Annotated in this window: 22 protein-coding genes; 12 read left to right on the top strand and 10 right to left on the bottom strand. The window is 66.6% G+C overall.

All coding sequences use genetic code 11. The features are described from left to right. Window positions 1-211 precede the first annotated feature (211 nt). Complete coding sequence (locus ACEN9K_RS20165; RefSeq protein WP_268002108.1) at window positions 212-2,134, top strand: FAD-binding monooxygenase; 1,923 nt, start codon at window positions 212-214, stop codon at window positions 2,132-2,134. Here the strand turns inward: ACEN9K_RS20165 and ACEN9K_RS20160 are convergent. From ACEN9K_RS20160 to ACEN9K_RS20130, 7 genes are all read right to left on the bottom strand, one after another. Continuing rightward, window positions 2,107-2,961, bottom strand: coding sequence for a prephenate dehydratase (locus ACEN9K_RS20160; protein ID WP_495634936.1), 855 nt, complete (start codon window positions 2,959-2,961; stop codon window positions 2,107-2,109). The genes ACEN9K_RS20165 and ACEN9K_RS20160 overlap by 28 nt on opposite strands. A gap of 53 nt (window positions 2,962-3,014) precedes the next feature. Further along, entirely contained in the window at window positions 3,015-4,928 is a 1,914-nt protein-coding gene (locus tag ACEN9K_RS20155) for an amylosucrase (RefSeq protein ID WP_495634935.1), read from the bottom strand. Window positions 4,929-4,990: 62 nt separating this feature from the next. Then, entirely contained in the window at window positions 4,991-5,806 is an 816-nt protein-coding gene (gene ppgK / locus ACEN9K_RS20150; RefSeq protein WP_018770021.1) for a polyphosphate--glucose phosphotransferase, read from the bottom strand. Further along, entirely contained in the window at window positions 5,794-7,509 is a 1,716-nt protein-coding gene (locus ACEN9K_RS20145) for a glycoside hydrolase family 13 protein (RefSeq protein ID WP_495634934.1), read from the bottom strand. The genes ppgK and ACEN9K_RS20145 overlap by 13 nt, the downstream gene beginning before the upstream one ends. A gap of 46 nt (window positions 7,510-7,555) precedes the next feature. Beyond that, window positions 7,556-8,446 (bottom strand): carbohydrate ABC transporter permease, encoded by an 891-nt coding sequence (locus tag ACEN9K_RS20140; RefSeq protein ID WP_018770023.1) that lies wholly within the window; start codon window positions 8,444-8,446, stop codon window positions 7,556-7,558. Further along, window positions 8,443-9,381, bottom strand: coding sequence for a carbohydrate ABC transporter permease (locus tag ACEN9K_RS20135; RefSeq protein WP_026265892.1), 939 nt, complete (start codon window positions 9,379-9,381; stop codon window positions 8,443-8,445). Before ACEN9K_RS20135 ends, ACEN9K_RS20140 begins: the two co-directional genes overlap by 4 nt. 43 nt (window positions 9,382-9,424) lie before the next feature. After that, window positions 9,425-10,702, bottom strand: a complete 1,278-nt coding sequence (locus ACEN9K_RS20130; protein WP_196804766.1) for an ABC transporter substrate-binding protein — start codon at window positions 10,700-10,702, stop codon at window positions 9,425-9,427. 149 nt (window positions 10,703-10,851) lie between these two features. Here ACEN9K_RS20130 and ACEN9K_RS20125 point away from each other — a divergent pair, with 149 nt between their 5' ends. Then, window positions 10,852-11,997: an ROK family protein gene (locus ACEN9K_RS20125; protein ID WP_134165112.1), complete on the top strand. Its 1,146-nt coding sequence runs from the start codon at window positions 10,852-10,854 to the stop codon at window positions 11,995-11,997. Between the two features lie 20 nt (window positions 11,998-12,017). On the opposite strand, the gene ACEN9K_RS20120 is transcribed toward ACEN9K_RS20125, so the two are convergent. Continuing rightward, entirely contained in the window at window positions 12,018-12,677 is a 660-nt protein-coding gene (locus ACEN9K_RS20120) for a GntR family transcriptional regulator (protein WP_082581758.1), read from the bottom strand. A 135-nt stretch (window positions 12,678-12,812) separates the two neighbouring features. Between ACEN9K_RS20120 and glyA the strand changes: the two genes are divergently transcribed. From glyA to purU, 7 genes are read left to right on the top strand one after another with little or no spacing between them, the layout of a single operon-like run. Continuing rightward, window positions 12,813-14,153 carry a serine hydroxymethyltransferase gene (gene glyA / locus ACEN9K_RS20115; protein ID WP_018770028.1) on the top strand — a complete coding sequence of 447 codons (1,341 nt, stop codon included), beginning with the start codon at window positions 12,813-12,815 and terminating at the stop codon, window positions 14,151-14,153. Next, the gene (locus tag ACEN9K_RS20110) at window positions 14,150-15,370 is read left to right on the top strand and encodes a sarcosine oxidase subunit beta family protein (RefSeq protein WP_018770029.1); all 1,221 of its coding nucleotides are present in this window, start codon (window positions 14,150-14,152) and stop codon (window positions 15,368-15,370) included. Before glyA ends, ACEN9K_RS20110 begins: the two co-directional genes overlap by 4 nt. A 29-nt stretch (window positions 15,371-15,399) precedes the next feature. Then, window positions 15,400-15,771 (top strand): sarcosine oxidase subunit delta, encoded by a 372-nt coding sequence (locus tag ACEN9K_RS20105; protein WP_495634933.1) that lies wholly within the window; start codon window positions 15,400-15,402, stop codon window positions 15,769-15,771. Further along, a complete protein-coding gene (locus ACEN9K_RS20100) occupies window positions 15,768-18,710 on the top strand; it encodes a sarcosine oxidase subunit alpha family protein (RefSeq protein ID WP_478222776.1) in 2,943 nt (980 codons plus the stop codon). The genes ACEN9K_RS20105 and ACEN9K_RS20100 overlap by 4 nt, the downstream gene beginning before the upstream one ends. Continuing rightward, the gene (locus tag ACEN9K_RS20095) at window positions 18,703-19,341 is read left to right on the top strand and encodes a sarcosine oxidase subunit gamma (protein WP_495634932.1); all 639 of its coding nucleotides are present in this window, start codon (window positions 18,703-18,705) and stop codon (window positions 19,339-19,341) included. The genes ACEN9K_RS20100 and ACEN9K_RS20095 overlap by 8 nt, the downstream gene beginning before the upstream one ends. After that, window positions 19,341-20,768 carry an L-serine ammonia-lyase gene (locus tag ACEN9K_RS20090; RefSeq protein ID WP_134165037.1) on the top strand — a complete coding sequence of 476 codons (1,428 nt, stop codon included), beginning with the start codon at window positions 19,341-19,343 and terminating at the stop codon, window positions 20,766-20,768. The genes ACEN9K_RS20095 and ACEN9K_RS20090 overlap by 1 nt, the downstream gene beginning before the upstream one ends. 3 nt (window positions 20,769-20,771) lie before the next feature. Further along, complete coding sequence (gene purU, locus ACEN9K_RS20085) at window positions 20,772-21,668, top strand: formyltetrahydrofolate deformylase (protein ID WP_056391878.1); 897 nt, start codon at window positions 20,772-20,774, stop codon at window positions 21,666-21,668. 87 nt (window positions 21,669-21,755) lie between these two features. Here purU and ACEN9K_RS20080 read toward each other — a convergent pair whose 3' ends face one another. Continuing rightward, window positions 21,756-22,337: a TetR/AcrR family transcriptional regulator gene (locus ACEN9K_RS20080; RefSeq protein ID WP_268002104.1), complete on the bottom strand. Its 582-nt coding sequence runs from the start codon at window positions 22,335-22,337 to the stop codon at window positions 21,756-21,758. Window positions 22,338-22,505: 168 nt separating this feature from the next. Between ACEN9K_RS20080 and ACEN9K_RS20075 the strand changes: the two genes are divergently transcribed. The 3 genes from ACEN9K_RS20075 to ACEN9K_RS20065 all read left to right on the top strand — a co-directional run bounded on the left by ACEN9K_RS20075 (window position 22,506) and on the right by ACEN9K_RS20065 (window position 25,772). Next, on the top strand, window positions 22,506-22,850 hold the full coding sequence (locus ACEN9K_RS20075; RefSeq protein WP_223992883.1) for a cupin domain-containing protein: 345 nt from the start codon (window positions 22,506-22,508) through the stop codon (window positions 22,848-22,850). Between the two features lie 8 nt (window positions 22,851-22,858). Beyond that, a complete protein-coding gene (locus tag ACEN9K_RS20070; RefSeq protein WP_495634931.1) occupies window positions 22,859-24,193 on the top strand; it encodes a flavin monoamine oxidase family protein in 1,335 nt (444 codons plus the stop codon). A 103-nt stretch (window positions 24,194-24,296) separates the two neighbouring features. Continuing rightward, window positions 24,297-25,772 (top strand): APC family permease, encoded by a 1,476-nt coding sequence (locus ACEN9K_RS20065; RefSeq protein ID WP_018770038.1) that lies wholly within the window; start codon window positions 24,297-24,299, stop codon window positions 25,770-25,772. On the opposite strand, the gene ACEN9K_RS20060 is transcribed toward ACEN9K_RS20065, so the two are convergent. Beyond that, the gene (locus tag ACEN9K_RS20060; RefSeq protein ID WP_268002102.1) at window positions 25,765-26,394 is read right to left on the bottom strand and encodes an AmiS/UreI family transporter; all 630 of its coding nucleotides are present in this window, start codon (window positions 26,392-26,394) and stop codon (window positions 25,765-25,767) included. The two genes, ACEN9K_RS20065 and ACEN9K_RS20060, sit on opposite strands and share 8 nt — an antisense overlap. Window positions 26,395-26,450: the final 56 nt, after the last annotated feature.

Genomic DNA, 26,450 nt, shown 5'->3' with positions numbered 1-26,450 from the left:
GAAATCGTATACGATCACTATCCACAGATTTGCAGCTTCCGTCAACCCCCTTGTTTCGGCTGTTTTTGCGGCACTTCCGGAGCCACTTGTCGCCCGCGTCACAACCGGCGTACAGTGGAAAACAAGTTTAGAGTTTTCGATTATCGAATCTACTGTTCTGATATAGAACACGAACTGATGTGAATCATCCACAACGAAGTGAGGAAAGCCCGTGCAGTTCCACCACCACGGATACGTATCCGGTGACCCGCGCATCAAGCCGGCAGCCGGCGTCGGACTGAACCGCCCCGAGGAGCTCCCGGAGGAAGTGGACGTGCTCATCGTCGGCACCGGCCCAGCCGGAATGCTCGCCGCCGCGCAGTTGTCCATGTTCCCCAATGTCACCACGCGGATCATTGACCGCCGGCCGGGCCGCCTCGCTATTGGGCAGGCTGACGGGATCCAGGCGCGCAGCGTCGAAACCTTCCAGGCCTTCGGGTTCGCAGAGCGGATCATCGCCGAGGCCTACCGGATCACGGAGATGGCGTTCTGGAAGCCGGACCCTGCCAACAACGCCAACATCATCCGCGCCGCACGCGCCGTCGACGACGAAACAGGGATCAGCGAGTTCCCGCACCTGATCGTCAACCAGGCCCGCGTGCTGGACTACTTTGCCGAGTTTGCGGCGAACTCACCCACCCGCCTCAAGCCCGACTATGGCTATGACTTCCAGGGCCTCACCGTCGCCACCGAGGGCGACTACCCGGTCACTGTGACGCTGCTTCACACCGCCGGACCCAATGAGGGCCAGGAGCGGATTGTCCGTGCAAAGTACGTGGTGGGGGCCGACGGCGCGCGCAGCAAGGTTCGCCAGGCGATCGGCTGCACGCTGGCAGGGGACCAGGCCAACCACGCCTGGGGCGTCATGGACGTCCTGGCCGTCACCGACTTCCCTGACATCCGCACCAAGTGCGCCATCCAGGCCGAGAAGGGCAGCATCCTGCTGATTCCGCGGGAAGGCGGCTACCTGTTCCGCATGTACGTGGACCTGGGCGAAGTGGATCCTGCCACCCACCACGCCGTCCGCAACACGAGCATCGAGCAGATCATCCACAAGGCAAACGAGATCCTGCACCCCTACACCCTGGATGTACGCAACGTGGCGTGGCACAGCGTGTACGAGGTGGGCCACCGCCTCACGGACAGGTTCGACGACGTCCTGCCCGCGGACCGCGGCACCCGCACCCCGCGGGTGTTCATCACCGGCGATGCCTGCCACACCCACAGTGCCAAGGCCGGCCAGGGCATGAACGTCTCGATGCAGGACGGGTTCAACATCGCCTGGAAGCTGGGGCATGTGCTGGAGGGCCGCAGCCCCGAGAGCCTGCTGACCACCTACTCGGAGGAGCGGCAGGTGGTGGCCAGGAACCTGATCGACTTCGACAAGGAGTGGTCCACCATGATGGCCAAGAAGCCCGAGGAGTTCGAGCACCCCTCGGACCTTGAGGACTTCTACGTGCGGACCGCCGAGTTCCCGGCAGGTTTCATGACCCAGTACGCGCCGTCCCTGATTGTTGGCGGCACCGACCACCAGGACCTGGCCGCCGGCTTCCCCGTGGGCAAGCGTTTCAAGTCGGCACCGGTAGTCCGCGTGGGCGACACCAACCCCATCCACCTGGGCCACCACGCCACGGCTGACGGCCGCTGGCGGATCTATGTCTTCGCGGATGCGGCCCAGCCCGGAACGGACTCCACCACGGACAAGCTCGCCGAGTGGTTCGCGCACTCGCCGGAATCACCCCTGGCAGCAACACCCGCGGACGCCGACCCGGACGCGTGGTTCGATCTGAAGGTCATTTACCAGCAGCCGCACACCGCCGTCGACATCAATGCCGTCCCCTCCGTCTTCAAGCCGCAGGTGGGCCCGTTCAAGCTCACCGACTACGAGAAGGTGTACGCAACCGATCCCACGGCGGACATCTTCGACCTGCGCGGACTGGACCGCAACGGCGTCGTCGTGGTGGTCCGCCCGGACCAGTACGTGGCCAACGTCCTGCCGCTGACGGCAACCGCCGAGCTCGGCGCGTTCTTCGCGCCGCTGCTCAAGGCCGCGCCCGCACAGCCACGTCAGGCGGTGGCTGCCGCCGCCCGGTAGTCAGCCGCGGGGTACACGCCGAGGATCCGCACCTCGGTGGTGAAGAAGTCCAGTTCCTCGAGGGCCAGCTTCAGCGGCAGGTCCTCGGGGTGGCCCTCGACGTCGGCCATGAACATGGTGGCGGCAAACTCGTTGCCCACCATGTAGCTCTCCAGACGCGTCATGTTCACGCCGTTCGTGGCAAACCCGCCCAGCGCCTTGTACAGGGCGGAGGGGACGTTGCGGACGCGGAACACGAAACTGGTGACTGCCGGTCCGGGAAGATCCTGCCGGGCCGGCAGTGCCGTTTCCCGGGCAAGGACCACGAAGCGGGTGGTGTTGGAGGGGTCGTCCTCCACGCGCGAGGCCAGCACCTGGAGGCCGTAGATCTCCGCGGCCAGCGGGGGAGCCAGCGAGAGCTTGCGGGGGTCATTCCACTCGGCCACCTCCCGGGCGGACCCGGCGGTGTCGCCGGCGATGACCGGCTTGAGGCCGTGGTCGCGGATCAGCTTCCGGCACTGGCCCAGGGCGTGGATGTGGCTGTGCACCTCGGTGGCGCCCTCAATGGTGCTGCCCGGAATGCCCAGCAGGTCGAAATGGATGGGCAGGAAGTATTCGCCCACGATCTGCAGGTTGGACTGCGGCAGCAGGATGTGGATGTCCGCCACCCGGCCCGCGATGGAATTCTCGATGGGGATCATGGCCAGTTCCGCTTCGCCGCCGGCCACCAGTTCGAAGGCGTCCTCGAAGCTGGCGCACGGGACGCTTTCCATGTCCGGGAACATCTGCTGACACGCGATATTGGAGTTGGCGCCGGGCTCACCCTGGTACGCAATCTTGGAGGCCATGGTCCGTATGCTTTCACGCGCGCGGGCCCGTTGCGAAAACGGGCCCGCGAGTGCTACGCGGGGGTGACGCGCAGCCAGAGGTACTGCCGGGGGAGGAGGGTGATGCCGTCGTCCAGTTGCAGGGTGGCTTCGGAGAGAAGGTCGACGGCGGCAGGGGAGTACCCGCTAAAGGTTTCCGCCGGGAGGGTCTGGGCGGAGTCGCTGAAATTGGCGAGGGCCAGGACGGTGCTGCCACCGTCCGGACCGCCCGGGCGCTGGTAGCCGAGCACCGAGCGGTTGTTCGTACGGAAATCCACCAGCGTGGTTCCGGCAAATTCAGGAGTGCCGGCCCGGACCTCGATCATGCGCTTCAATCCGGCGTAGACGGCCCCCTCGGGGGTGGAGGGATCGTCACGGCGGGCGTATTGTTCGGCGGGAAAGTGCGGCCGGTGCACCCAGCGGCTGTCCTCCTCGTGGCCGGGCTCGGACGCGTAGGAGTAGTCGTTGACCTGCCCCACTTCGTCGCCCAGGTACAGCAGCGGGATGCCGCCGGTGCTGAAGGGCACCGAATGGGCCAGGAGGATCCGTTCCACCGCCTCCGCCGGGTCAACCTCCATCCCGCACAGGGACGCCGTCGTGCCGGAAATCCGGCAGTCACCCGTCTTGGGGTTGTCCTGGAAGGGGACGCCGCGGGCGAAGCTGCCCGGGAACCGGTTGACGTAGAAGGAGTTCAGGAAGCGGCGGTGGTCAAAGCCGTTGATGCCCAGCTCGGCCGCGTCCTCATCGGCGAAGGTCCAGCCGATGTCGTCATGGCTGCGGACGTAGTTCACCCATGCCGTACCGTCGGGGATGTTGTGCCTGCGCTCCAGCGCCTGTGACAGCAGGGACACGTCCCTGGTGGCCAGGGACTCCCAGATCAGGGCCATCTGCAGCGGGTTGTAGGAAAGCTGGCATTCCGCGGGGTCGATGTACAGTGCCACCTCGTCGGGGTGCACGATGGCCTCCGACTTGAACAGCAGCGACGGTGCCGCCAGGCGGCAGACCGCGTTGAACGCCCGGAGCAGCGTGTGCGCCTGGGGGAGGTTTTCGCAGGGCGTCCCCAGCTGCTTCCAGATGAAGGCGACAGCGTCCATGCGCAGGATATCCACCCCCTGGTTGGCCAGGAACAGCATCTCGGCGGCCATGGCCCGGAAAACGCCGGGGTTGGAGTAGTTCAGGTCCCACTGGTAGGTGTGGAACGTGGCCCACACCCACCGGCCGTCCGCCATCTGGATGAAGGACCCCGGATGGTTCTCCGGGAAGATCTCGCGGACATTCGCCTCAAAGGCGTCCGGCATGGTCCGGTCCGGGAAGATCCAGTAGTAGTCGCTGCACTCGGGATCGCCCGCGGCTGCCTTCCGGGCCCATTCGTGCTCGTCCGAGGTGTGGTTGAAGATGAAGTCCACCACCAGGCTGATCCCGTTGGCGCGCAGTTCGGCCGCGAGGGAGCGCAGCTGTTCCATGGTGCCCAGCTTGGGGTTGACCTCCCGGTAGCTCGACACGGCGTAGCCGCCGTCCGAATGCGGTTCGGGCGCCAGGAACAGCGGCATCAGGTGCAGGTAGGTGAGGCCCAGCTCCTTGAAATAGGGAATGCGGCTGCGCACTCCCTCCAGGCTTTCGGCGTAGCGGTCCACATAGCAGACGCCGCCCAGCATGCCGTTGGACTGGAACCAGTCCGGCGCCTCCTCGCGTTCGGCGTCCAGCGCCTTCAGCTCCGGGGAGCGCTCCTGCCACGACCGCGCGCTCTGCACCACCAGGGCGGACAGCTGCTCCAGCCAGTCCTGCCGGGCGCCGTAAAGCGAGTGGAACAGGCTGCGGAGGGTGGGGAAGTGCTCATCCAGCCGCCGGTCAAAGTCCGGATCCGCAGGGAGGCCGAGGTCCCGTTGCCGGGCGAGTGAAGCGATGACGGCCTGGCGCGCCTCTTCGTCCTCGTTAACGGTTTCCTGCATGCCACTGCCCCTTCCAGCCGCCGCCGAGATGTCCGGCCGCACATGTACTGAAGTATTCCATGTCACACATACTGAGCCTGTCCATCCTTGAGCCGCCTGCCGGCAAGGGCGGCGCCCACAACGCCCGCGGCGTTCTCGAGGCTGGCCGGAATGACCGGGGTGCGCAGTGAGAGGCGAGGGAGGTATTCGGTACTGCACGCTGAAATGCCCCCACCGATGATGATGAGGTCGGGCGAGAAGAGGAACTCCACGTGCGACAGGTACTGCTGCAGCCGGTCGGCGTACTCCACCCAGGTGAGGCCTTGGTTCTCCCTGACGACGGCCGATGCCCGGGACTCTGCCTTGCAGCCGCCGATTTCCAGGTGGCCCAGCTCGAAATTGGGAACGAGCCTGCCGTCCACCAGCAGTGCGGATCCGATGCCCGTCCCCAGGGTCAGGACCAGGACAACGCCGCGCTGGCCTTTCCCGGCGCCGTACAGGGCTTCCGCCGTACCGGCAGCGTCTGCGTCATTCACGACGCAAACGGATCGTCCAAGCCGGGACTCCAGGTAGGACTGGACATCAAGTCCCACCCAGCTGCCGTCCATGTTTGCTGCCGACAGCGCCACTCCGCGCTGGACAATCGAGGGGATGGCGACGCCGGCAGCCAGGTTCCCGTGCCCGGGGCTTTCGGATTGGAGCTCACTGATGAGCTGGTCCAGGGTGTCGGCCACGTCATCCACCCTGCCGCTGGACGGGGTCCGCAGGCGGCGGACACCGCCGGCCGGGGTGCCGCTGCCCAGGTTGACGAGTGCACCCTTAATCCAGGTCCCGCCAACATCGATTCCTATTCCGAAATCCAGTCCGGAGCCGGCGGCAGGGGCGCTCACCGCAGCCACGCCGTGGCAGCGCCGGGCAGCCGGCCGGCTTCGAGTGGCGAGCTGGAGACCAGCAGCTGGCCCGCGGGCAGCTCGAAGGGTTCCGTACCGAAGTTCGTTATGGAGGTCCAGCCGTTGGGGCGCCGGAAGGCCAGGACGTCATCCCGGCCGGTTTCCAGCAGCTCCAGCGCTTCTGTTGTTTGCAGCTGCGACCGCAGGGCGAGCGCCCGGCGGTAGAGGGACAGGGTTGAATCCCCCTTGCCCTCCTGGGCCTCCACTGAGCTGCCCGCGAACCATTCCGGCTGCGGCAGGTGGGAGCCGCCGGGGCCGAAACCGAATGAGCTGCCCGCCGAGGTCCACGGCAAGGGGACGCGGCAGCCGTCGCGGCCGATCTCCACGCCCTTGTTCCGGAAGAAGGCCGGATCCTGCCGGGCGGAGTCCGGGATTTCACTGCCGACTTCCTGCAGTCCCAGTTCCTCGCCTTGGTACAGGTACGCAGAACCCGGAAGGGCGAACATCAGCAGGGACGCGGCTCGGGCGCGGCGCAGGCCGAGTTCGGCGTCGACATCTTCCTGCCTGCCGCCGGCCAGAAGCCACCGCTTGCCCGCCTGCCCGGCCATGATGTCACCTCCGGCCGAAGGCTCGGACGCGGGGAGGCCGTAGCGCGTGGCATGCCGGACCACATCGTGGTTTGAGAACACCCAGGTGGACGACGCGCCGGATGCTTCGGCCTCTGCCAGGTTCTTGATGATCGTCTTCCGGAACTGGGCGGCGTCGAAGTCCGCCTGCAGCAGGTCGAAGTTGAAGGCCTGGCCCAGTCCCTCCGGGCTGGCGTAGCGGGCGCGGCGGTCGGTATGGACCCAGGCTTCGGCGACGGCGGTGCGCGGCGGGTTGTATTCATTGAACACGCGGCGCCACTCGGCGTAGATTTCGTGGACCTCGTCGCGGTCCCAGTACGGGTGCTGCCCCGTGAGGTACAGCGCCTCGCCCTGGGCCTCGAGGTCCGCCTTGGTGGGCAGGGTTTCTTCCAGGTTCTTCGTCAGGGCGTGGGCGACGTCGATGCGGAAGCCGTCCACGCCCCGGTCCGACCAGAAGCGCAGGGTTTTCAGGAAGTCTTCGCGGACTTCGGGGTTGTCCCAGTTGAAGTCGGGCTGTTCCTTGGCAAAGATGTGCATGTACCACTGCCCGGGGCTGCCGTCGGGTTCGGTGATGCGCTCCCAGGCGGGGCCGCCGAACACCGAGTCCCAGTCCGACGGCGGCAGCTCGCCTTCTTCGCCCAGCCCGTCGCGGAAGATGTACCGGTTGCGCGCCGCGGACCCCCTGGGCGAGGCGAGGGCTTCCCGGAACCACTGGTGCCGGTCCGACGAGTGGTTGGGCACGATGTCCACGATCAGCTTGAGGCCGGCGGCGTGCAGGGCGTTGGCCATCGCGTCGAAGTCCTCCAGCGTGCCCAGCAGCGGGTCCACGTTGCGGTAGTCGTCCACGTCGTAGCCCCCATCGGCGAGTGCGGAGGGGTAGAAGGGGCTCAGCCAGACGGCATCGATGCCCAGGTTTTTCAGGTACGGAACCTTGGCGGTGATGCCGTTGATGTCGCCGATGCCGTCGCCGTTCGAGTCCGCAAAGCTGCGGGGGTAGATCTGGTACACGGAGGCGTGGCGCCACCAGTTGGGGTCGGCCGTGGGGGCGGGATGGCTTTGGGTTGCCTGGGTGGCGGTGGTGGGCAAGATTGCTTCCTTCAGTTTCAGCTGTATCAGGTGTGTGGGTCCGGAGTTACTTGACGGCGCCCTGGGTGAGGCCGGACATGACCCAGCGCTGGGTAAACAGGTAGACGATGATCGCGGGGGCCATTGCCATCAGGTAGGAGGCGAAGGCCACGTTGTAGCTGTTGCTGAACTGCGTCTGGAAGATCTTTTGCAGCACGGGGATGGTCTGCAGTTCAGGATCGGAAATGATGAGTGACGGCATCATGAAGTCGTTCCATGACGCGATGAAGGCGAAGATGCCCACGGTTGCGCTCATGGGCCCCAGCAGGGGGAAGATGAGCTTCCAAAACACCTGCCACGTTCCCGCGCCGTCCATCCGCATACTTTCCTCCAACTCCAGGGGGATCGAGCGGAGGAAGGCGGTGAAGAGCATGGTGTTGAAGGCCAGGGCGAAAACGATGTGCAGGATGGCCACCCCGAGCGGGTTGTCGAGTCCGACGAGTCCCGTGAGCTGGATCTGCGGCAGCGCCACCACGGGGAACGGGATGAACATTGCCGCGAGCAGGTAAAAGAAGGACCAGCGGAAGAGCGGACGGTCCCAGTTGCGGACGATGGCGTAGGCGGCCAGGGCCGAAACGATGATCTCCCCTGCAACGGCGATCACCGACACGAACACGGAAATTCCAAAGCCGCGGGGGAAGTTTGTGAGCGTCCAGGCCTGGGCAAAGCTGTCGAAGGTCAGGGGGCTTGGCAGGGAGAAGGCGTTGCCGTCCACTGCCTGGCCAGTGGTTTTGAAGGCCATGCTGACCGTGACGTAGAGCGGGACGAGCACGCTGAGCGTGCAGACAATGAGGATGATGGTGGCGGGCCACTGGATGCGTTCGGGCCCGGCGGGTATCCGGCGGCCCTTGGCGGCCGCCGTGGGTTCTACCTGGATGATGCTGGGTGCGCTGCTCATGCTGCGATCCCTCCCTTGCCACGTGTGAAGCGAAGTTGGACGAGTGCGATGACGATGCTGATGAGGAAGAAGATCACGGCGTTGGCCATCTGGTAGGCATAGTCGCCGCCTTCGAAGCCGCGGAAGATCGACATCGCGACGCTTCGTGTGGCCACGCCGGGCCCGCCGTCGGTGAGGCCGATGATGATGTCGTAGGCGTTGAGGTAGTTCTTGAAGCCGAGGACCGTGTTGATCACGGCGTACCCCGCAATGAGCGGCAGGGTGATGTGCCGCAGGTTCTGCCAGGGCGATGCCCCGTCGATGGAACTCGCCTCGTAGACCTCGGCGGGGACCGTGAGGAGCCCCGCGATGTAGATCAGCATGGCACTCGGGATGGACTGCCACGCCGTGACGAAGACGATCGCAAGCCACGCGAGCTGGGGGTTTGCGAGAAGGCTGGTGGCCAGCGGCTCGATTCCCATGCTTTTGCCGGCAAGGGGCAGCGAGTTCGAGAAAAGGTACTGGAACACGAACGCGATGACGATGCCGGAGATCACCATGGGGATGACGAAGACGGTGCGAAGCGCGGCACGGAAGCGGACGCGGGACGTGAGGCCCAGGGCCAGGAGGAAGGCCACGGCATTCACGACGATGACGGTGACCAGCGAGAAAACGAGGGTGAAGCCGTAGGCGCCGAGGACTCCTTCATCACGGAACACCGCAATGAAGTTCCGGATGCCGATGAAATCAAAGTCACCGAAGCCCACGGAGTTCGTGAAGCTGTAGATGAACCCGAGAACGGCGGGCAGCGTGACGGCCAGCGTGAAGATCACCAGCGAGGGCAGGAGGAAAACATAGTAGAGCGGATCAACGCGGCTTTTGCGCACGCGTGTGGTTCCAGCCGCTGCCGGGGCCGTCACCTCCACCCTGGTGGAAGGTCTCGTCATTGATGACATGGATGGTCCTCGTTTCGTGCTTTGAGAGATCGAAAGTGTGGGTCTAAGCGCGGAAAGCCAGGCGGGCCCAGTCGGCGTCCATCCTGCGCAGCGTGCTCTCGGCATCGGCGCCGCCGATGATCGACTGGATGTAGTTGGCGGCCGGAATCGAGTTCGGAATGAACTGTGAGGCGCCCATGTAGAAGCGGCCCTCGTCGTAGTACTTCTGCATCTCGACGATTCGTGGGTCGGTCACCGGTGGCGCGTCCTTGGTCGTCCCGAAACCCAGGAATTTGGCGTTGTAAGGGTTCTGGATCTCCGGCCGCATCAGGTACTGCAGGAAATCGCGGGCACCCTGCTGCCCGTTGGCGACCTCGGGAACCCAGAGCGAGAGGTCGATGTTGACGCGGACTTTGAGATCTGCGGGATCACCGGTCATGGGCAGCGGGAAAGTTCCCAGATCCAGGTCTTTGCCGGCCTTTTCGATCTCGCCAAAGGCCCAGGGTCCCTGGAAGTACATGGCGGCCTGGCCCTGGGCCATTGCCGTGTTGCCGTCTCCGTAGCCGCGGCTTGCCGCATCGGGATTGACGTATTTGGTCAGTTGGACCATGCGCTTCACCGGCTCGAGCATCGTTTTCTGGAACGAAACTTCCGAATCCGGTCCGACGTTTTCGCCAATCCCATGCATTTTCTGATAGAAGTCGCGCACGTTGACCATGCCGCCCACCGTGTAGTCGAACAATCCCTGTGCCACGGTCCAGGGGTCGCGGAAAGTGCCGTAGATCGGCGTGATGCCTGCTGCCTTGAGCACCTCGCACACCTCGATCAGTTCATCCCAGGTTGTTGGGACGGCCACCCCGTTCTCTTCGAAGATGCGGCGGTTGTAGATGACCGAGGCCGCCATGACCGAGTAGGGGATGACGCTGGTGCGGCCGGCATAGGTTGGATACCAGTTGGTGAGGTCCAGCACGTCGTCCCGGATGGAGGCCGCTGCCGGGAGGTCGGAAAGATCCGAGAGCGCCCCGCGCTCCATGAACCGCGCCATCTCCAGGTTGTAGTTGAGGCATCCGAGGTCCGGGGGACTGCTGCGGACGAAGCTGGCAGAGAGATTTGTGGCCATGTCATGCAGGACACGCACCCGGTCCTGCGAGTCGGTGAACTTCGCAGCCAGGTCCCGGAAGTATGGAACTGCCTCCGGCTTTGACTGGTGGAACGTGATGGTGGGCCTGGCACTGGCCGGGGCGCAGCCGGCCAACCCGAAAGCGGTGAGCGCACCTCCCGCAGCGGCAAGGAAAGTGCGCCGGGAAACGTGTCTCCCGGCGGACGTCAAAGGTGGCAACATCGGCTCCTCTTGGACTCTCGGATAATTTATATGGGTCTTATATTTAGGACCTATATGAGGATGGGGGACGCAGGGGCTATCGTCAAGGGGTGGACGGAAATACGGCGAGCTCGACACAACTGTTACGGCAGATCAACTCGGAGGCGCTGTTGCGCTTCGCCCTCCAGGAACAGGTGTTTACTGCCGGAGAAGCCATGGCTGCCACCGGGCTTACCCGCGCCACGGTGCTCGGGGTTTGTGACGGCCTGGTTGATGCGGGCTGGCTGGAGGAATTGACTGACGCCCGTACCGAGGCCGGCAGGCTCAAGGGCAGGCCGGCGCGGCAGTACCAGCTGCGCGAAGCTGCGGGTGTGGTTGTGGGCCTGGATGCCGGGGAGGGCTACTTCACAACCATCGTTGCCGACCTGCGCGGCCGCGAGCTGGGCAAGCGCCGCCAAAGCATTGATTCGCACGCGCTGGGACGCGCCGGCCGCGTGGCGAATGCACGGGAGCTGATCCGCCTGACCCTTGAGGATGTTTCATGCACCCCGGAGGATGTCCTGCTCACGGCCGTCGGCGTCCCGGCGCCCATTGACGCGAACGGCGCGTCTCCCGCCGGAGGAGAATTCTGGCAGTTGATGAATTCCGGCTTCGCAGGGCACCTTTGGGGCACTGTCATCGTCGAAAATGACGCCAATCTCGCCGCCATCGCGGAGCAGGCACAGGAGCCGTCAGCCAACGTGGCCACCTTGCTGTCGGGTGAGCGGTTTGGTGCCGGCCTGATTGTCGATGGGCGCCTGCTGCGGGGTCGCCAGGGGGGCGCGGGGGAGATGCGGTTCCTGGATGAGCTGGACAGCAAGTTCGTGCCGGATGAGGGGAGCTCGGACGGGTTCGGAGCACTTGCGCGGAAGTGGGCGCGTGCCCGCATCCATTCCTACGATGGCGAGACGGTGCTGCGGCAAATACCCGAGGAGGACATCAACGCCGAAGATGTCTTCCAGGCGGCCCGCGCGGGAGACCCGCTGGCACAGGACATCATCGCCAGGCTCGGGGTGCGGCTGGCGCGAATCGCTGTGGTGCTCTCCAGCCTTCTTGACATTGAGCGGGTGGTCATCGCCGGCGCGATCTCACGCGCCATCGAACCGGTCCTGGAGCACGCCCGCAGCCTGCTGCCCACGGATTCCGGCCTGCCGCTGCCGGATCTGGTTGCGAGCACTCTCGGGGCGGAATCCGTAGTCCGGGGTGCCATTGAGTCGGCGCTGATGCGGATCAGGCGTGAACCCTCAGCGTTCATTCCGCGGGCGCCCCGTTCCTGAAAGGCGGGCGGGCGGACAGCCTAAAGCACGCTGCGGATGGCCTGCTCGAAACTGGTCACGTGCTCAAGGGCCAGCTTGCCCGCCCGGTCCGAGTCGCCGTCGGCCACTGCCTCCAGCAGTTCCACGTGTTCGGCGATGTGCTCCGCCACTGACGGCACCTTTTCCAGCACCATGCACCAAATGCGGGTGGCCAGGTTGTCGTAACGGATCAGCACGTCCTCGAGGTGGGTGTTGGCGGCGGCCCGGTAGATGAGGCGGTGGACCTTGATGTCATACCGCATGAGGTCATAGGGATCGTCATCCGCCCCCATCCTGGCAATTGCCGCCGCGGTTTCCCGTATTTCCTTGCGCAGGGCAGGGGTTGCCAGCTTGGCGGCCCGGCGGGCTGCCAGGGGTTCCAATGACTCCCGGAGTTCGGAGACGTCCGCGAGTTCGGTGATGTCGACGACGGTGGCGAACGTTCCACGGCGGGGGTACGACACGACGAGGTGGTCACCTTCCAGGCGCTTGAGCGCTTCCCGGACCGGCGTGCGGCCGATCCCGAGCTCGGCGGCGAGCTTGCCGTCGTTGATGGCCTCACCCGGCCGGATGTCGAGCATGATGAGCCGGTCCCGGAGGTGCCGGTAGGCCTGCTCGGCGAGCGAGAGGTCGCCTTCTCCGGCCAGCTGGTTCTCTGTCATTACGCTCATTCCGAGCTCTCCCAAGGTAGCTATTGACTGCCGCGTGATCTACAACATACTATTACGTCAGTTCTAATATATCAGTTACAGATCAGTTATGGATCAGTAACTCCGAAGGGCCCCAGAAGGAGAACCATGCAGGATGTACTGAACGCCTCGCTCGCCACGGTTGACGCCGACGTCGCCGCCGCTGTGGCGCGGGAACTGCACCGCCAGCAGTCCACCCTTGAAATGATCGCGTCGGAGAACTTCGCTCCGTCAGCCGTGATGGAAGCCCAGGGCTCGGTCCTGACCAACAAGTACGCCGAAGGCTACCCGGGCAAGCGCTACTACGGCGGCTGCGAGCACGTGGACGTCATTGAACAGCTCGCCATCGACCGCGTCAAAGCCCTCTTCGGCGCCGAATTCGCCAACGTCCAGCCGCACTCCGGCGCGCAGGCCAACGCCGCCGCCATGTTCGCCCTGCTGAACCCGGGTGACACCATCCTTGGCCTCTCCCTGGCCCACGGCGGCCACCTGACCCACGGGATGAAGATCAACTTCTCCGGCAAGCTCTACAACGTGGTCCCCTACCACGTCCGCGAATCAGACCTCCGCGTGGACATGGCCGAGGTGGAAGCGCTGGCCCTGGAACACAAGCCCAAACTGATCGTGGCCGGCTGGTCCGCCTACTCCCGCCAGCTGGACTTCGCCGAATTCCGCCGTATCGCCGACCTCGTGGGCGCCTACCTCATGGTGGACATGGCCCACTTCGCCGGCCTGGTGGCTGCAGGCCTGCATCCCAACCCCGTCCCGTACGCCGACGTGGTCACCACCACCACCCACAAGACCCTTGGCGGACCCCGCGGCGGCGTCATCCTCGCCAAGGAGGAATACGCCAAGAAGATCAACAGCGCCGTGTTCCCCGGCCAGCAGGGCGGACCGCTGGAGCACGTGGTTGCCGCCAAGGCGGTGGCCTTCAAGCTTGCCGCTGCTCCTGAATTCAAGGAACGCCAGGAGCGCGTCCTGCAGGGAGCAAAGCTGCTGGCAGAGCGACTCCTCCAGCCGGACGTCCAGGCCGCAGGCATCTCCGTGGTCAACGGCGGCACCGACGTCCACCTGGTCCTGGTGGACCTGCGCCACTCCGAACTGGACGGCCAGCAGGGTGAAGACGCCCTCCACAAGATCGGCATCACCGTCAACCGCAACGCCGTCCCGTTCGATCCCCGCCCGCCGATGGTTTCCTCCGGCCTCCGGATCGGCACCCCCGCCCTGGCCGCCCGCGGATTCGGCGCCGCCGAGTTCACCGAAGTGGCCGACATCATCGCCTCCGCGCTGATTGCATCGGCCGGCACGGGCACCCTGCCCGGGGACACCGCCGTCGAACTCCGCGAACGCGTGACGGCCCTGGCCGAAAAGTTCCCCCTTTACCCGCACCTCACCGCCGACGCCGGCCTGGCCGACGCTGAAGCAGACCTGATTGGAGCCGCCCAGTGAGCACCCAGCACCTTCCGGAGCACCCGGACTTCCTCTGGCGGAACCCGGAACCCAAGTCCTCCTATGACGCCGTGATCGTGGGCGGCGGCGGGCACGGCCTGGCCACCGCCTACTTCCTGGCCAAGAACCACGGGATGACCAACATTGCCGTCCTGGAAAAAGGCTGGCTGGCCGGCGGCAACATGGCCCGCAACACCACCATCATCCGCTCCAACTACCTCTGGGATGAGAGTGCGGCCATCTACGAGCACGCCCTCAAGCTCTGGGAGATCCTGCCCGAGGAACTCGAGTACGATTTCCTGTTCAGCCAGCGCGGCGTGATGAACCTGGCCCACACCCTGGGCGACGTCCGCGAAAGCATCCGCCGCGTGGGCGCCAACAAGCTCAACGGCGTGGACGCCGAATGGCTGGACCCGCAGCAGGTCAAGGAACTCTGCCCCATCCTGAACATCCGCGACAACATCCGCTACCCCGTCATGGGCGCCACCTACCAGCCGCGCGCCGGCATCGCCAAGCACGACCACGTGGCCTGGGCCTTCGCCCGCAAATGCGACGAAATGGGCGTTGACATCATCCAGAACTGCGAGGTGACCGGCTTCCTGAAGGAGGGGGACCGCGTGGTGGGCGTCAAGACCAACCGCGGCACCATCAACACCGAAAAGGTGGGCCTCTGCGCCGCAGGCCACAGCTCGGTCCTGGCCGAAATGGCCGGCTTCCAGCTGCCCATCCAGTCCCACCCGCTGCAGGCGCTGGTGTCCGAACTGCACGAGCCCGTCCACCCCACGGTGGTCATGTCCAACCACGTCCACGTCTACGTCTCCCAGGCCCACAAGGGCGAACTGGTCATGGGCGCCGGCGTCGACTCCTACAACGGCTACGGCCAGCGCGGCTCCTTCCACGTCATCGAGCAGCAGATGGCGGCCGCCGTCGAGCTCTTCCCCATCTTCGCCCGGGCCCACGTGCTCCGGACCTGGGGCGGGATCGTGGACACCACCCTGGACGCTTCCCCGATCGTGGGCCTGACCCCGGTGGAGAACATGTTCGTGAACTGCGGCTGGGGTACCGGCGGGTTCAAGGGCACGCCCGCCGCCGGCCTGACCTTCGCGCACACCATCGCCACCGGCGCCCCGCACGCACTGAACAAGCCGTTCTCGCTGGAGCGCTTCGAAACCGGCGCCCTCATCGACGAACACGGCGCCGCCGCCGTGGCCCACTAGCCGCCGCCACCAGAAAAGGACTAACGCACATGCTGCTGATCCCATGCCCCAACTGCGGCCCGCGGGACGAAACCGAATTCCACTACGGTGGCCAGGCCCACGTTCCGTACCCGGAGAACCCGTACGAGCTGAGCGACACCGAATGGTCCCGCTACCTCTTCTACCGCGAGAACCCCAAGGGCATCTTCGCCGAACGCTGGGTCCACAGCACCGGCTGCCGCCAGTGGTTCAACATGCTCCGCGACACCGTGAGCTACGACATCCAGGCCGTGTACCCGATGGGCGTGCCGCGGCCGGCCGCGCCCGTCCCGCCCGCAGCCGATACCGGCACCGCAAGCACCAGCCCGGCGAGCACCACCCCCCTCAGCCCCAGCACCGCCCCGGAAGGAGCGACCAAGTGACTTCCCAGAACGCCCGCCTGGCAACCGGCGGCCGCATCGACCGCACCATTTCCTGGCGCTTCACCGTTGACGGCGAGGAGTTCACCGGGCACCCCGGCGACACCCTGGCCTCGGCGCTGCTGGCCAACGGCCACATCGCCGCAGGCAACTCGCTCTACGAGGACCGCCCCCGCGGCATCATGTCCGCCGGCGTCGAGGAAGCCAACGCCCTGGTCCGCGTGGAGGCCCGGTTCCCCGGCCACGTCGCCGAGTCCATGCTCCCTGCCACCACCGTCTCGCTGGTGGACGGGCTGCAGGCCACCCTGCTGAACGGCCTGGGCAAGCTGGATCCGGAAGATGACCGCGCCGAGTACGACAAGAAGTACGTCCACACCGACATCCTGGTCATCGGCGGCGGCCCTGCCGGCCTGGCCGCGGCCCGCGAGGCAGTCCGCAGCGGTGCCCGCGTGATGCTCCTGGACGACCAGCCCGAGCTCGGCGGCTCCCTGCTCTCCGGCTCCACGGCCCCGGGCGTGGCAGAGACCATCGAGGGCAAGCCCGCCCTGGAATGGGTGGCCGACGTCGAAGCCGAGCTGGTGTCCGGCGCGGAATCCACCGTGCTGAACCGCACCACCGCGTTCGGCGCCTACGACGCCAACTACGTCATCGCCGTCCAGAACCGCACCGACCACCTGGGCAGCCCCGCGGCTCCCGGTGTGTCACGCCAGCGGATTTGGCACATCCGTGCCAACCAGGTGGTCCTGGCGCCCGGCGCCCACGAGCGTCCCCTGGTGTTCGAGAACAACGACCGCCCCGGCATCATGCTGGCATCGGCCGTCCGCACCTACCTCAACCGGTACGGCGTGGCCGCCGGGAAGCGCGTGGTCATCAGCACCACCAACGACAGTGCCTACGCCGCCGCAGCCGATCTCGCCGCCGCCGGCGTCAAGGTTGCCGCGGTGGTGGACGCCCGCCCTGCGCTGACCGCCGTGGCAACTGCCGCCGTCGAATCCGGAATCCGGGTGCTGATCGGCAGCGCGGTGGCCAACACCTCTGCCGACGCATCCGGCCGGCTGGACGGCGTCACCGTCCGCAGCATCAACGACGACGGCGAGCTCACCTCCGGCATCGAGCAGATCGCCTGCGACCTGCTGGCGGTGTCCGGCGGCTGGAGCCCGCTGGTCCACCTGCACTCGCAGCGGCAGGGCAAGCTGCGCTGGGACGACGAGCTGGCAGCCTTCGTGCCCAGCACCGAAGTGCCCAACCAGCAGACCATCGGCTCCGGCCGCGGCTCCTTCGCCACCGCCGACTGCCTTGCCGAGGGCGTTTCCGCCGGCGCGCGGGCCGCCATCGCCGCGGGCTTCGAATCCGCCGTCGAGCCTTCCGTTTTCGCTGAGCCCAAGGCCGCCGCCCCCACCCGCCAGCTCTGGCTGGTGCCGGGGGAGAACGGCACCCCCGACGACTGGCACCACCACTTCGTGGACTTCCAGCGCGACCAGTCCGTGGCTGATGTGCTGCGCTCCACCGGGGCCGGCATGCGTTCCGTGGAGCACATCAAGCGGTACACCTCCATCAGCACCGCCAACGACCAGGGCAAGACCTCCGGCGTCAACGCCATCGGCGTGATCGCGGCGGCCCTCCGCACGGCCGGCGAGGCCTCGCGCGGCATCGGCGACATCGGCACCACCACCTACCGTGCACCGTTCACCCCGGTGGCCTTCGCGGCACTGGCCGGACGCCAGCGCGGTGAACTGTTCGACCCCGCCCGCATCACCTCCATCCACCCCTGGCACGTCGCCAAGGGCGCACTGTTCGAGGACGTTGGACAGTGGAAGCGGCCCTGGTACTACCCCCAGGGCGGGGAGGACATGGACGCTGCCGTGCTCCGCGAGTGCGCCGCCGTCCGCGAATCCGTGGGCTTCATGGACGCCACCACCCTGGGCAAGATCGAGATCCGCGGCAAGGACGCGGGGGAGTTCCTGAACCGGGTCTACACCAACGCGTTCAAGAAGCTCGCCCCGGGTTCGGCGCGTTACGGCGTCATGTGCACGCCGGACGGGATGATCTTCGACGACGGCGTGACCCTCCGCGTGGACGACGACACCTACTTCATGACCACCACCACCGGCGGCGCCGCGAAGGTCCTGGACTGGCTGGAGGAGTGGCTGCAGACCGAGTGGCCCGAACTGGACGTGCACTGCACCTCGGTGACGGAACAGTGGAGCACCATCGCCGTCGTGGGACCCAAGTCCCGCGAAGTCATCGCGAAGGTGGCTCCGGAACTGGCTGCCAACGGTGGCCTGGAGGCCGAGGCGTTCCCGTTCATGACCTTCCGCGAAACCATCCTTGCCTCCGGCGTGCGGGCCCGGATCTGCCGGATTTCGTTCTCCGGTGAACTGGCCTACGAAATCAACGTGCCGGCCTGGTACGGACTGAACACCTGGGAAGCCGTGGCCGCCGCAGGTGCTGAATTCAACATCACCCCCTACGGCACGGAAACCATGCACGTGCTGCGCGCCGAAAAGGGTTACCCGATCGTCGGCCAGGACACGGACGGCACCGTCACGCCGCAGGATGCCGGGATGGAGTGGATTGTCTCCAAGGCCAAGGACTTCATCGGCAAGCGCTCCTACTCCCGGGCCGATGCCCAGCGCGAGGACCGCAAGCACCTGGTGAGCGTCCTGCCCGTCGACGGAACGCTCCGGCTGCCCGAAGGCACCCAGCTGGTGGAAAAGGGCCGCTCAACCAACCCGGCCTACGGCCCGGTGCCGATGGAAGGCTTCGTGACTTCCAGCTACCACAGCGCAGCGCTGGGCAGGTCCTTCGGCCTGGCCCTGATCAAGAACGGCCGCAACCGCATCGGCGAAACACTGGTGGCCGCCGCCGGCGACCAGCTGGTTGACGTGGTTGTTGCAGAAACAGTGCTTTTTGACCCAGAAGGGACCCGTAAAGATGGCTGAAACAGCAGCATCCCCCACCGCCGCAGACAAGAATCTCGCAGCCCGCGTCAGCCCTGCCAGGCAGCTCGCGGAGGCCTTCGCGGCAGGCTCCCTGGCCGGCACCGTCGAACTTAGGGAGCTGCCCTTCCTCACCATGGTGGGTCTCCGGGCCCAGGCAGGATCGGACACCGCGCAGCGCCTGGCCGCCGTCACCGGCGGACTGCCGGCCGGCGTCGGCGCCGTGGACAGCTCCGGCGACACCTCGGTCCTCTGGCTGGGACCCGGTGAATTCCTGGTGGTGGCACCCACCGAGGCACACGAGTCCCCGGGCGGCGGCCTGATCCCCGCCCTCCGGGACGCGCTGGGCGACGGCGCGGGCCAGGTGGTGGACCTGTCCGCCAACCGGACCACGTTCGAACTGTCCGGCCCCCGTGCCCGGGCGGTCCTGGAAAAGGGCTGCTCGCTGGACCTGCACCCCCGGGTGTTCAAGGCCGGCACCGCCTACTCCACGGAGATCGCCAACATCCCCGCCATCCTGTGGAAGACCGGTGAGGACTCCTTCCGGATCTTCCCGCGGGCATCGTTCGCCGAGTTCCTGGGCCGGTGGCTGCTGGACGCCATGCGGGAGTACGCCTCGCCAGAGGTCCCCTGATGGCGCTCAGCGTCCTGGACCTGTTCTCTGTTGGCATCGGGCCCTCGTCATCACACACGGTGGGCCCGATGCGGGCGGCCAAGCTCTTCGCCGATGGCCTGAAGGGCGACGGCCAGCTGGCATCCACCGTGCGCGTCCAGTCGGAACTGTTCGGTTCCCTGGGCGCCACGGGGCGCGGCCACGGCTCCGACAAGGCGGTGGTCCTGGGACTGCAGGGCCTGGAACCCGAAACGGTGGATACGTTCACCGCGGACGACCAGGTGGCGGCCGCGGCCCTCAACGCTGAACTGCACGTCGCCGGTTCGCACCGCGTGGACTTCAACTGGGAAGAGGACGTGGTGCTCCACCGCCGCAAGTCCCTTCCCGCGCACCCCAACGGCATGACCTTCCGGGCTTTCGACCACACCGGAGCCGTGCTGAGCGAGCGGAGCTTCTACTCGATCGGCGGCGGGTTCGTGGTGGACGGCGACGCGGAAGGCGCGGACAAGGTGGTGGCGGACGACACCGTCCTGCCCTACCCGTTCTCCACGGCGGACGAGCTCCTGCAGATCTGCAGCCGCGAAGGCATGTCCATCTCCGACGTCATGCTGGCCAACGAGCTCACCTGGCACAGCGAAGCCGAACTGCGGGAGAAGCTGCTGGGCCTGTGGGCCGTGATGCGCGAATGCGTGGAGAACGGCTGCAACGCCGAGGGCATCCTGCCGGGCGGCCTCAAGGTACCCCGGCGCGCACCTGCGCTGTTCCGCACGCTGACTGCCTCCGCAGCATCGGCGGAGGCGTCCGCAAAGGCGGCGGCAGCAACGCCGTCGCCCGTCCAGGCGCCGGCGGACCCGCTGCTGGCGATGGAATGGGTCAACCTGTTCGCGCTCGCCGTCAATGAGGAGAATGCGGCCGGCGGGCGGATCGTCACCGCGCCCACCAATGGCGCTGCCGGGATCGTGCCTGCCGTGCTGCACTACTACGTGAAATTTGTTCCGGGAGCAGACGACGACGGCGTGGTCCGCTTCCTGCTGGCGGCTGCCGCCGTCGGAATCCTGTTCAAGACGAACGCCTCCATCTCCGGTGCCGAAGTGGGCTGCCAGGGGGAGGTGGGCTCCGCCTGTTCGATGGCGGCGGCCGGGCTCTGCGAAGTGCTCGGCGGAACGCCCGCCCAGGTTGAGAACGCCGCGGAGGTGGGGATCGAGCACAACCTGGGCCTCACCTGCGATCCGGTGGGCGGCCTGGTGCAGATCCCCTGCATCGAGCGGAACGCGATCGCCAGCGTGAAGGCGATCAACGCAGCCCGACTGGCCCTGCACGGGGACGGCAGCCACAAGGTCTCGCTGGACAAGGCCATCAAGACCATGCGCGACACCGGAGCCGACATGAAAACCAAGTACAAGGAAACCTCCAGAGGAGGACTCGCCGTGAATGTGATCGAGTGCTGAGCCATGACTGTTACTGAAACCCAGATGCCCGCCCCGAAGGCGCCCACCACCGTGGAACACGTCCTGACCCTCGACTGCGCCGAGGGCCCCGGCATTGTGCACGCCGTCTCCGGCTTCCTGCTGGAACACGGCTGCGACATCATCGACAACAAGCAGTTCGGTGAGCGCTCCGAGGGCCACTTCTTCATGCGCGTCCACTTCGTGTCCGAGGGGGACGAGTCCACGCTGGATACCCTGCGGAAATCGTTTGCTCCCGTGGCGGACAAGTTCGGCATGCGGTGGCAGCTGGAACGCCACGGTTCAAAGCGCAGGGTGCTGATCATGGTGTCCAAGTTTGGGCACTGCCTCAACGACCTGCTGTTCCGGGCCCGCATCGGCGAACTTCCCGTTGACGTGGTGGCGGTGGTGTCCAACCACCGTGACCACCAGGCCCTGGTGGAGTGGCACGGCATCCCGTTCCACCACATCCCGGTCACGGCTGACACCAAGCCCGACGCCGAGGCCAGGCTCATGGAACTGGTTGATGGGCTGGAGGTGGAACTGGTGGTGCTGGCCCGCTACATGCAGGTGCTCAGTGACGACCTGACCCGGAAGCTGGACGGCCGCGCCATCAACATCCACCACTCGTTCCTGCCCAGCTTCAAGGGCGCCAAGCCGTACCACCAGGCCTATGCACGCGGCGTCAAGACCGTGGGCGCCACCGCCCACTACGTCAACGCCGAACTGGACGAGGGACCCATCATCGCCCAGCAGGTGGTGGAGGTGGACCACACCTACGGGCCCGAGGACCTGGTGGCCGCCGGCCGCGACACGGAATGCAAGGCCCTCTCCAACGCGGTGAAATGGCACTGCGAGGGCAGGGTCCTGCTGCAGGGCAACCGGACCGTGGTGCTGCGGTAGGCCGGTACAACTAAACATCACCGGCGCGGCCGGCTGCCCCCAAGGGCGGCCGGCCGCGCTTTGGCGTGCCCGGGCGGTGGCGGCCGCTCACGCCTCCCGCCGCGAAAGCACAACCCGGTGTACCTCCTCAAGGGCCGCGGCAATCTGGTCCCGCCCAACCCCGGCCAGGTACTGCAGCACCAGTCCGTCCAGGGCCGCGAAGAGCGTGCGGGCAACAATGCGGACGTCGCCCTGGACGCCAAAAGCCTGCAGCCCCTCGGCAAGTGCGTTGACGTAGTTTTCGTACAGTTCCGCCACCGGGCCGGCCAACTCGGGGCGCCGGCGTGCTTCCAGGATCATCTCGTACTGGAATACCTGCAGTCCGGGATCCTCCAGCAGCAGCTCCAGCAGTGCTTCGGTGAAGCTTCCCTCCTGCTCCGCTGCCTCCCGCAACCTGGACGCGGCGATGGATTGCTCCGAAGCCCATCGCAGCGCGGCGGCAATCAGCGCATCCCGGGACCCGAAGTGGTGTGCCACCAGGGAATTGTTCACGCCCGCGGCCTCCGCCACTGCCCGGTAGGTAAGCCCGCGCAGGCCCTTTTGCGCCACCACGTCCACCGCGGCCCGCAGCAGGGCTTCACGCCCTTTGCCGTACCCAGGAGTCCCCGCGGGAGCAGTTGAAGCAGTCATGACGACGAGTCTAGCCAGCACCAGGCCGGTTCAAATCCCCTATTGACTTAAAACTAAGCAATTGCTTAGATTGCTTTCATCGGGTGATGCCCATCACAGGCGAACCTCTTCCGTCCCGTTTTCCGGTGACCGCCCCGGCAACAAGCCGGCCCTTCCCTTGGAGCACTTATGACCACAACGACTGCATTCACCACCTCGTCCTCCTTTGACCCCGCCAGGAATGAGCCCTTTGAACTTGGCCGCGTCCAGTGGATCCGCCGCTTTGGCGAGGGCGGCCGGCCTGCCCTCGCCTGCGGCTACTGGCACGTCGACCCCACAGAGGCGCCCGAGCCTTTCGATCTCGTTATGGAGGCGGACGAGACCATCCACATCATCGAGGGCCACCTCCGCATCGAAGTGGAGGGCGGGGATGTGCATGAGCTCACCGCCGGCGGTGCCGCATCCTTCAACAAAGGGGCACGCACACGCTGGGCCGTGCTGGCGCCCACCGTCGAATTCTTCGTCTACTCCTAGGCCGCCCCATGGATCAGGAACGCAGCGCCGCGGAAAACGACGGCCTGGACGTCATTATCGTGGGGGCCGGGTTCGCCGGCCTGACCGCTGCCCGGGAACTGAACCGGCAGGGGTTGTCCGTGCACATCGTGGAAGCCAGGGCCCGCATAGGAGGCAGGACCTGGCTGGACCACCGGCTGGGCCGGGACCTTGAGATCGGCGGAACGTGGGTGCACTGGACCCAGCCTTACGTTTGGGCCGAACTGAAGCGCTACGGCATCGGCACGGTTCCGAGCCCGGAGCCGCAGCAGGCCTTCTGGTGGGCCGACGGCGCCCGCCGGGCAGGTGCCCCCGCCGACCTTCTGGAACTGATCGGCACCTGCAATGCGCAGTTCGTCCAGGACTCGCGCCGCTACTTCCCCGAGCCCTTCAGTCCGTTGGCCAGCGATGACTTCAAAGAGATCGACCACATCGCGGTCCAGGACCGGATCCGGGAGCAGTTCCCCGCGGGGACTGCGCGGGACATCCTGGAATCGTTCTGGGCATTGAACTTCAATGGTCCGCTGGAGGACGCCGCCCTGACCCAGGCGCTGCGTTGGGTGGCCCTGACCAACGGTGACTGGGCCGTCAACTTCGAAGCCTGCGCCACCTACAAGATCCAGGGTGGAACCGCGGCCCTGGCCAACGCCATCCTCCAGGACACACAGGCGGGCATGGACTTCGGCTTCACGGCAGCGGGGATCGTCGACGACGGACATTCCGTGACCGTCCGCAGCGCCGGCGGCCGGACGGTGACCGCAAAGACGGCCATTGTGACGGTGCCTATGCATGTCCTCCCGGGAATCGTGTTCGAGCCGCCGCTGCCACCGGCCAAAACGGACGGCGCCCGGCGCGGGCAGATCTCCAAAGGCGTCAAGGTATGGATCCGGCTCCGGGGCGAACGTGCACCCTTTGTCGCACTGGGGAACGCCGACTGGCCGTTGAACTTCTTCCAGGCTGAATACACGCTCGACGGCGACACGATCGTCGTCGGCTTCGGCCCGGACGCGTCGAAGATCGACGCCGCTGACAGGGCCGCAGTGCAGGCTCAGCTGTCCCGGCTGGTGCCCGGCGTTGAGGTGCTGGAGGTGGCCACCCACGACTGGGTGGCGGATCCGCTGGCAGGGGAGACATGGCCGATGCACAGGACAGGCTTCCTGGCCAACCACCTGGCCGCCCTGCAGGCGGGGCACGGAAACGTCCTCTTTGCCGGCTCTGACATCGCCAACGGCTGGGGCGGCTTCATTGACGGTGCCATCGAGAGCGGCATGGAGGCCGCGCTTGAAGCAGCATCGATTGTCAGCGGCCGGCCGGCACTGCGCTGACGGACAACAACTCATCGCTGGTGGACAAAGCAGCAGCGGGCGCCGCTGCCAAGCTGGATCCCACAGCAATTTTCCCGAACTCATGACCGTTAAGAAGGATCCAATGAGTATTTCGAATTCCGAGGCCCGGACCACTGACGCTCCGGCAAAGGAGCATTCCACGGCCCTCCGCGCCGGCAGCATCGGCGTGCTGGGCATCCTGTTCTTCGTCCTGTCCGCCCAGGCACCACTGACGGGGATCGTCGGCGCAGCGCCGCTCGCCGCAGCGCTGGGCAACGGCGCCGGCGCCCCGGGCGCCTACCTGATCGTGGGCATCGTCATCGTGATCTTCGCCGTGGGTTTTGTGGCGATGAGCCGGAAGATCCAGGCCAACGGCGCCTTCTACGCCTACGTGACGGCGGCATTCGGCAGGCGGACAGGAGCCGGCGCGGCCTGGCTGGCACTGCTGGCCTACAGCACTGTCCAGGCTGCCATGTACGGGCTCTACGGTGCGGCCTTCTCCGGGCTCCTTGCCTCTGCCGGGCTGGACATTCCCTGGTGGTTGCTGGCCCTGGCCACCATGGCCGGCGTCCAGGTACTGGGCTCCCTCAACATCGAACTCGGCGCCCGCGTGCTCGCCGTGCTGGTGGGGCTGGAGGTGGCCATCCTCCTGATGTTCGGCTTCACCGTGCTGTTCCATGGCGGCGGCCCGGAAGGCATCAGCGTGGCCGCGTCCTTCTCCCCGGAAGCCATCGGCGCAGGAGCTCCCGGTGTTGCCATCATGTTCGCGGTGGCCTCCATGTTCGGCTTCGAGTCCACGGCCATCTACTCCGCCGAGGCCAAGGATCCGCACCGCACCGTGGCCCGGGCAACCTACCTGTCCGTCGGCGTGATCTCGGTGTTCTTCGCCTTTATTTCCTGGATGCTGGTCAGCTATTACGGCCCCTCGCAGGTGATGGACGCCGCGGGCGCCGCGCTCGAATCAGGGGATGCCACGTCCTTCGTCCTGGGCCCGCTCGTGGAACTGTTCGGCCCCTGGGCGGGCATCGTGGCCGGCATCCTGCTGGTCACCTCGCTGCTCGCCGGCATCATCGCCTTCCATAACGGCATCAACCGCTACCTCCACTCCCTGGCGCTGCGTGGTTCCATGCCCGCCGTCCTCGCCCGGACCAACCGGCACCGGGCACCTGCCGTGGCAGCCTGGGTCCAGTCCGCCACCGCCGTCGTGCTGGTGGTGCCCTTCGCCATCCTGGCCCTGGATCCTGTCCTGACGCTGTTTTCCTGGTTCAGCGGCCTGGCCGTAGCGGCACTGCTGGTGCTGTACATGCTGTGCTCCGCGGCCGTCGTCGCGTTCTTCCGCCGGGAAAGCGCCGGCGCCCAACTGTGGCAGACCCGCGTCGCTCCCGTCCTGGCGGCGGTCCTGCTGGCCTGGGTTTTGTCCCTGGTGGTCAGCAACTTCACCGCCCTCATCGGTGGCAGCGCCGAGACTGCGACGGCCCTGCTGGTGGCGGTCCCGGTGGTCTTCCTGGCCGGCGTCCTGGTGGAATCGGCCATCCAGCGCCGCCACCACATTGCCACCCTGGGCCACGCGCTCACTTAGCCGGCAGGGACTTCCCGGCACCGGCCCGGCGCGGAACATTCTGTCCGCGCCGGGCCAGTGTGCGTGCCGCCACGAACAGGCCCGCCAGGAGCAACGCGGCCAGCCACGCAACGGCGGCCGATCGCGGCCAGAGACCGGCCAGGCCAAGAAGCGCCGGAACCGTGGCCGACGCCTGGCTGGTGAGCACCAGGGCCCAGCCCGTGAAGGGTTCGAGCCGCACTGCGTCGAGGGCCATGCCGGCGAACAGCAGTGCCCACAGCGCGGACCAGCACAGCCAAAGAACCGCGAGCAGCGGGTCAACGGTCAGCCAGGCGGCCGCCAGCACCAGCCCGCAGAATGCCACCATCCCGCAGAACCAGCCCAGGCCACGGCCCCCGAGTGCCAGCAGCAGGTCCAGTCCCGAGTACAGGTAGGTCACCGCGAACAGGAACATGCCGGCGGCCGTCAGGAGCATCGCCGGAGCGTCCCCGGACGAGGAAAGCTGGACGACGCCGAGCGCCAGTTGGGTGCCCCCGACGACGAGGCTGAGGACGGCGGCGTCGCGGCGGGGGAGGTGCCCAAGGGTGGCGAGGCCGTTGACCAGCAGGGCGGCGCCCGAAAGGAGGAGGCAGACGTACGGCATCAGGGCATCCTGTCCCGGCCACGCGGCTGATGGAATCTCATATAGCGGAAAGTTGC

Source organism: Pseudarthrobacter sp. Pseusp20 (genome assembly GCF_059492155.1).
Note: the sequence above shows the minus strand (reverse complement) of the source record. Positions and strands in the feature narration are given on the sequence as shown.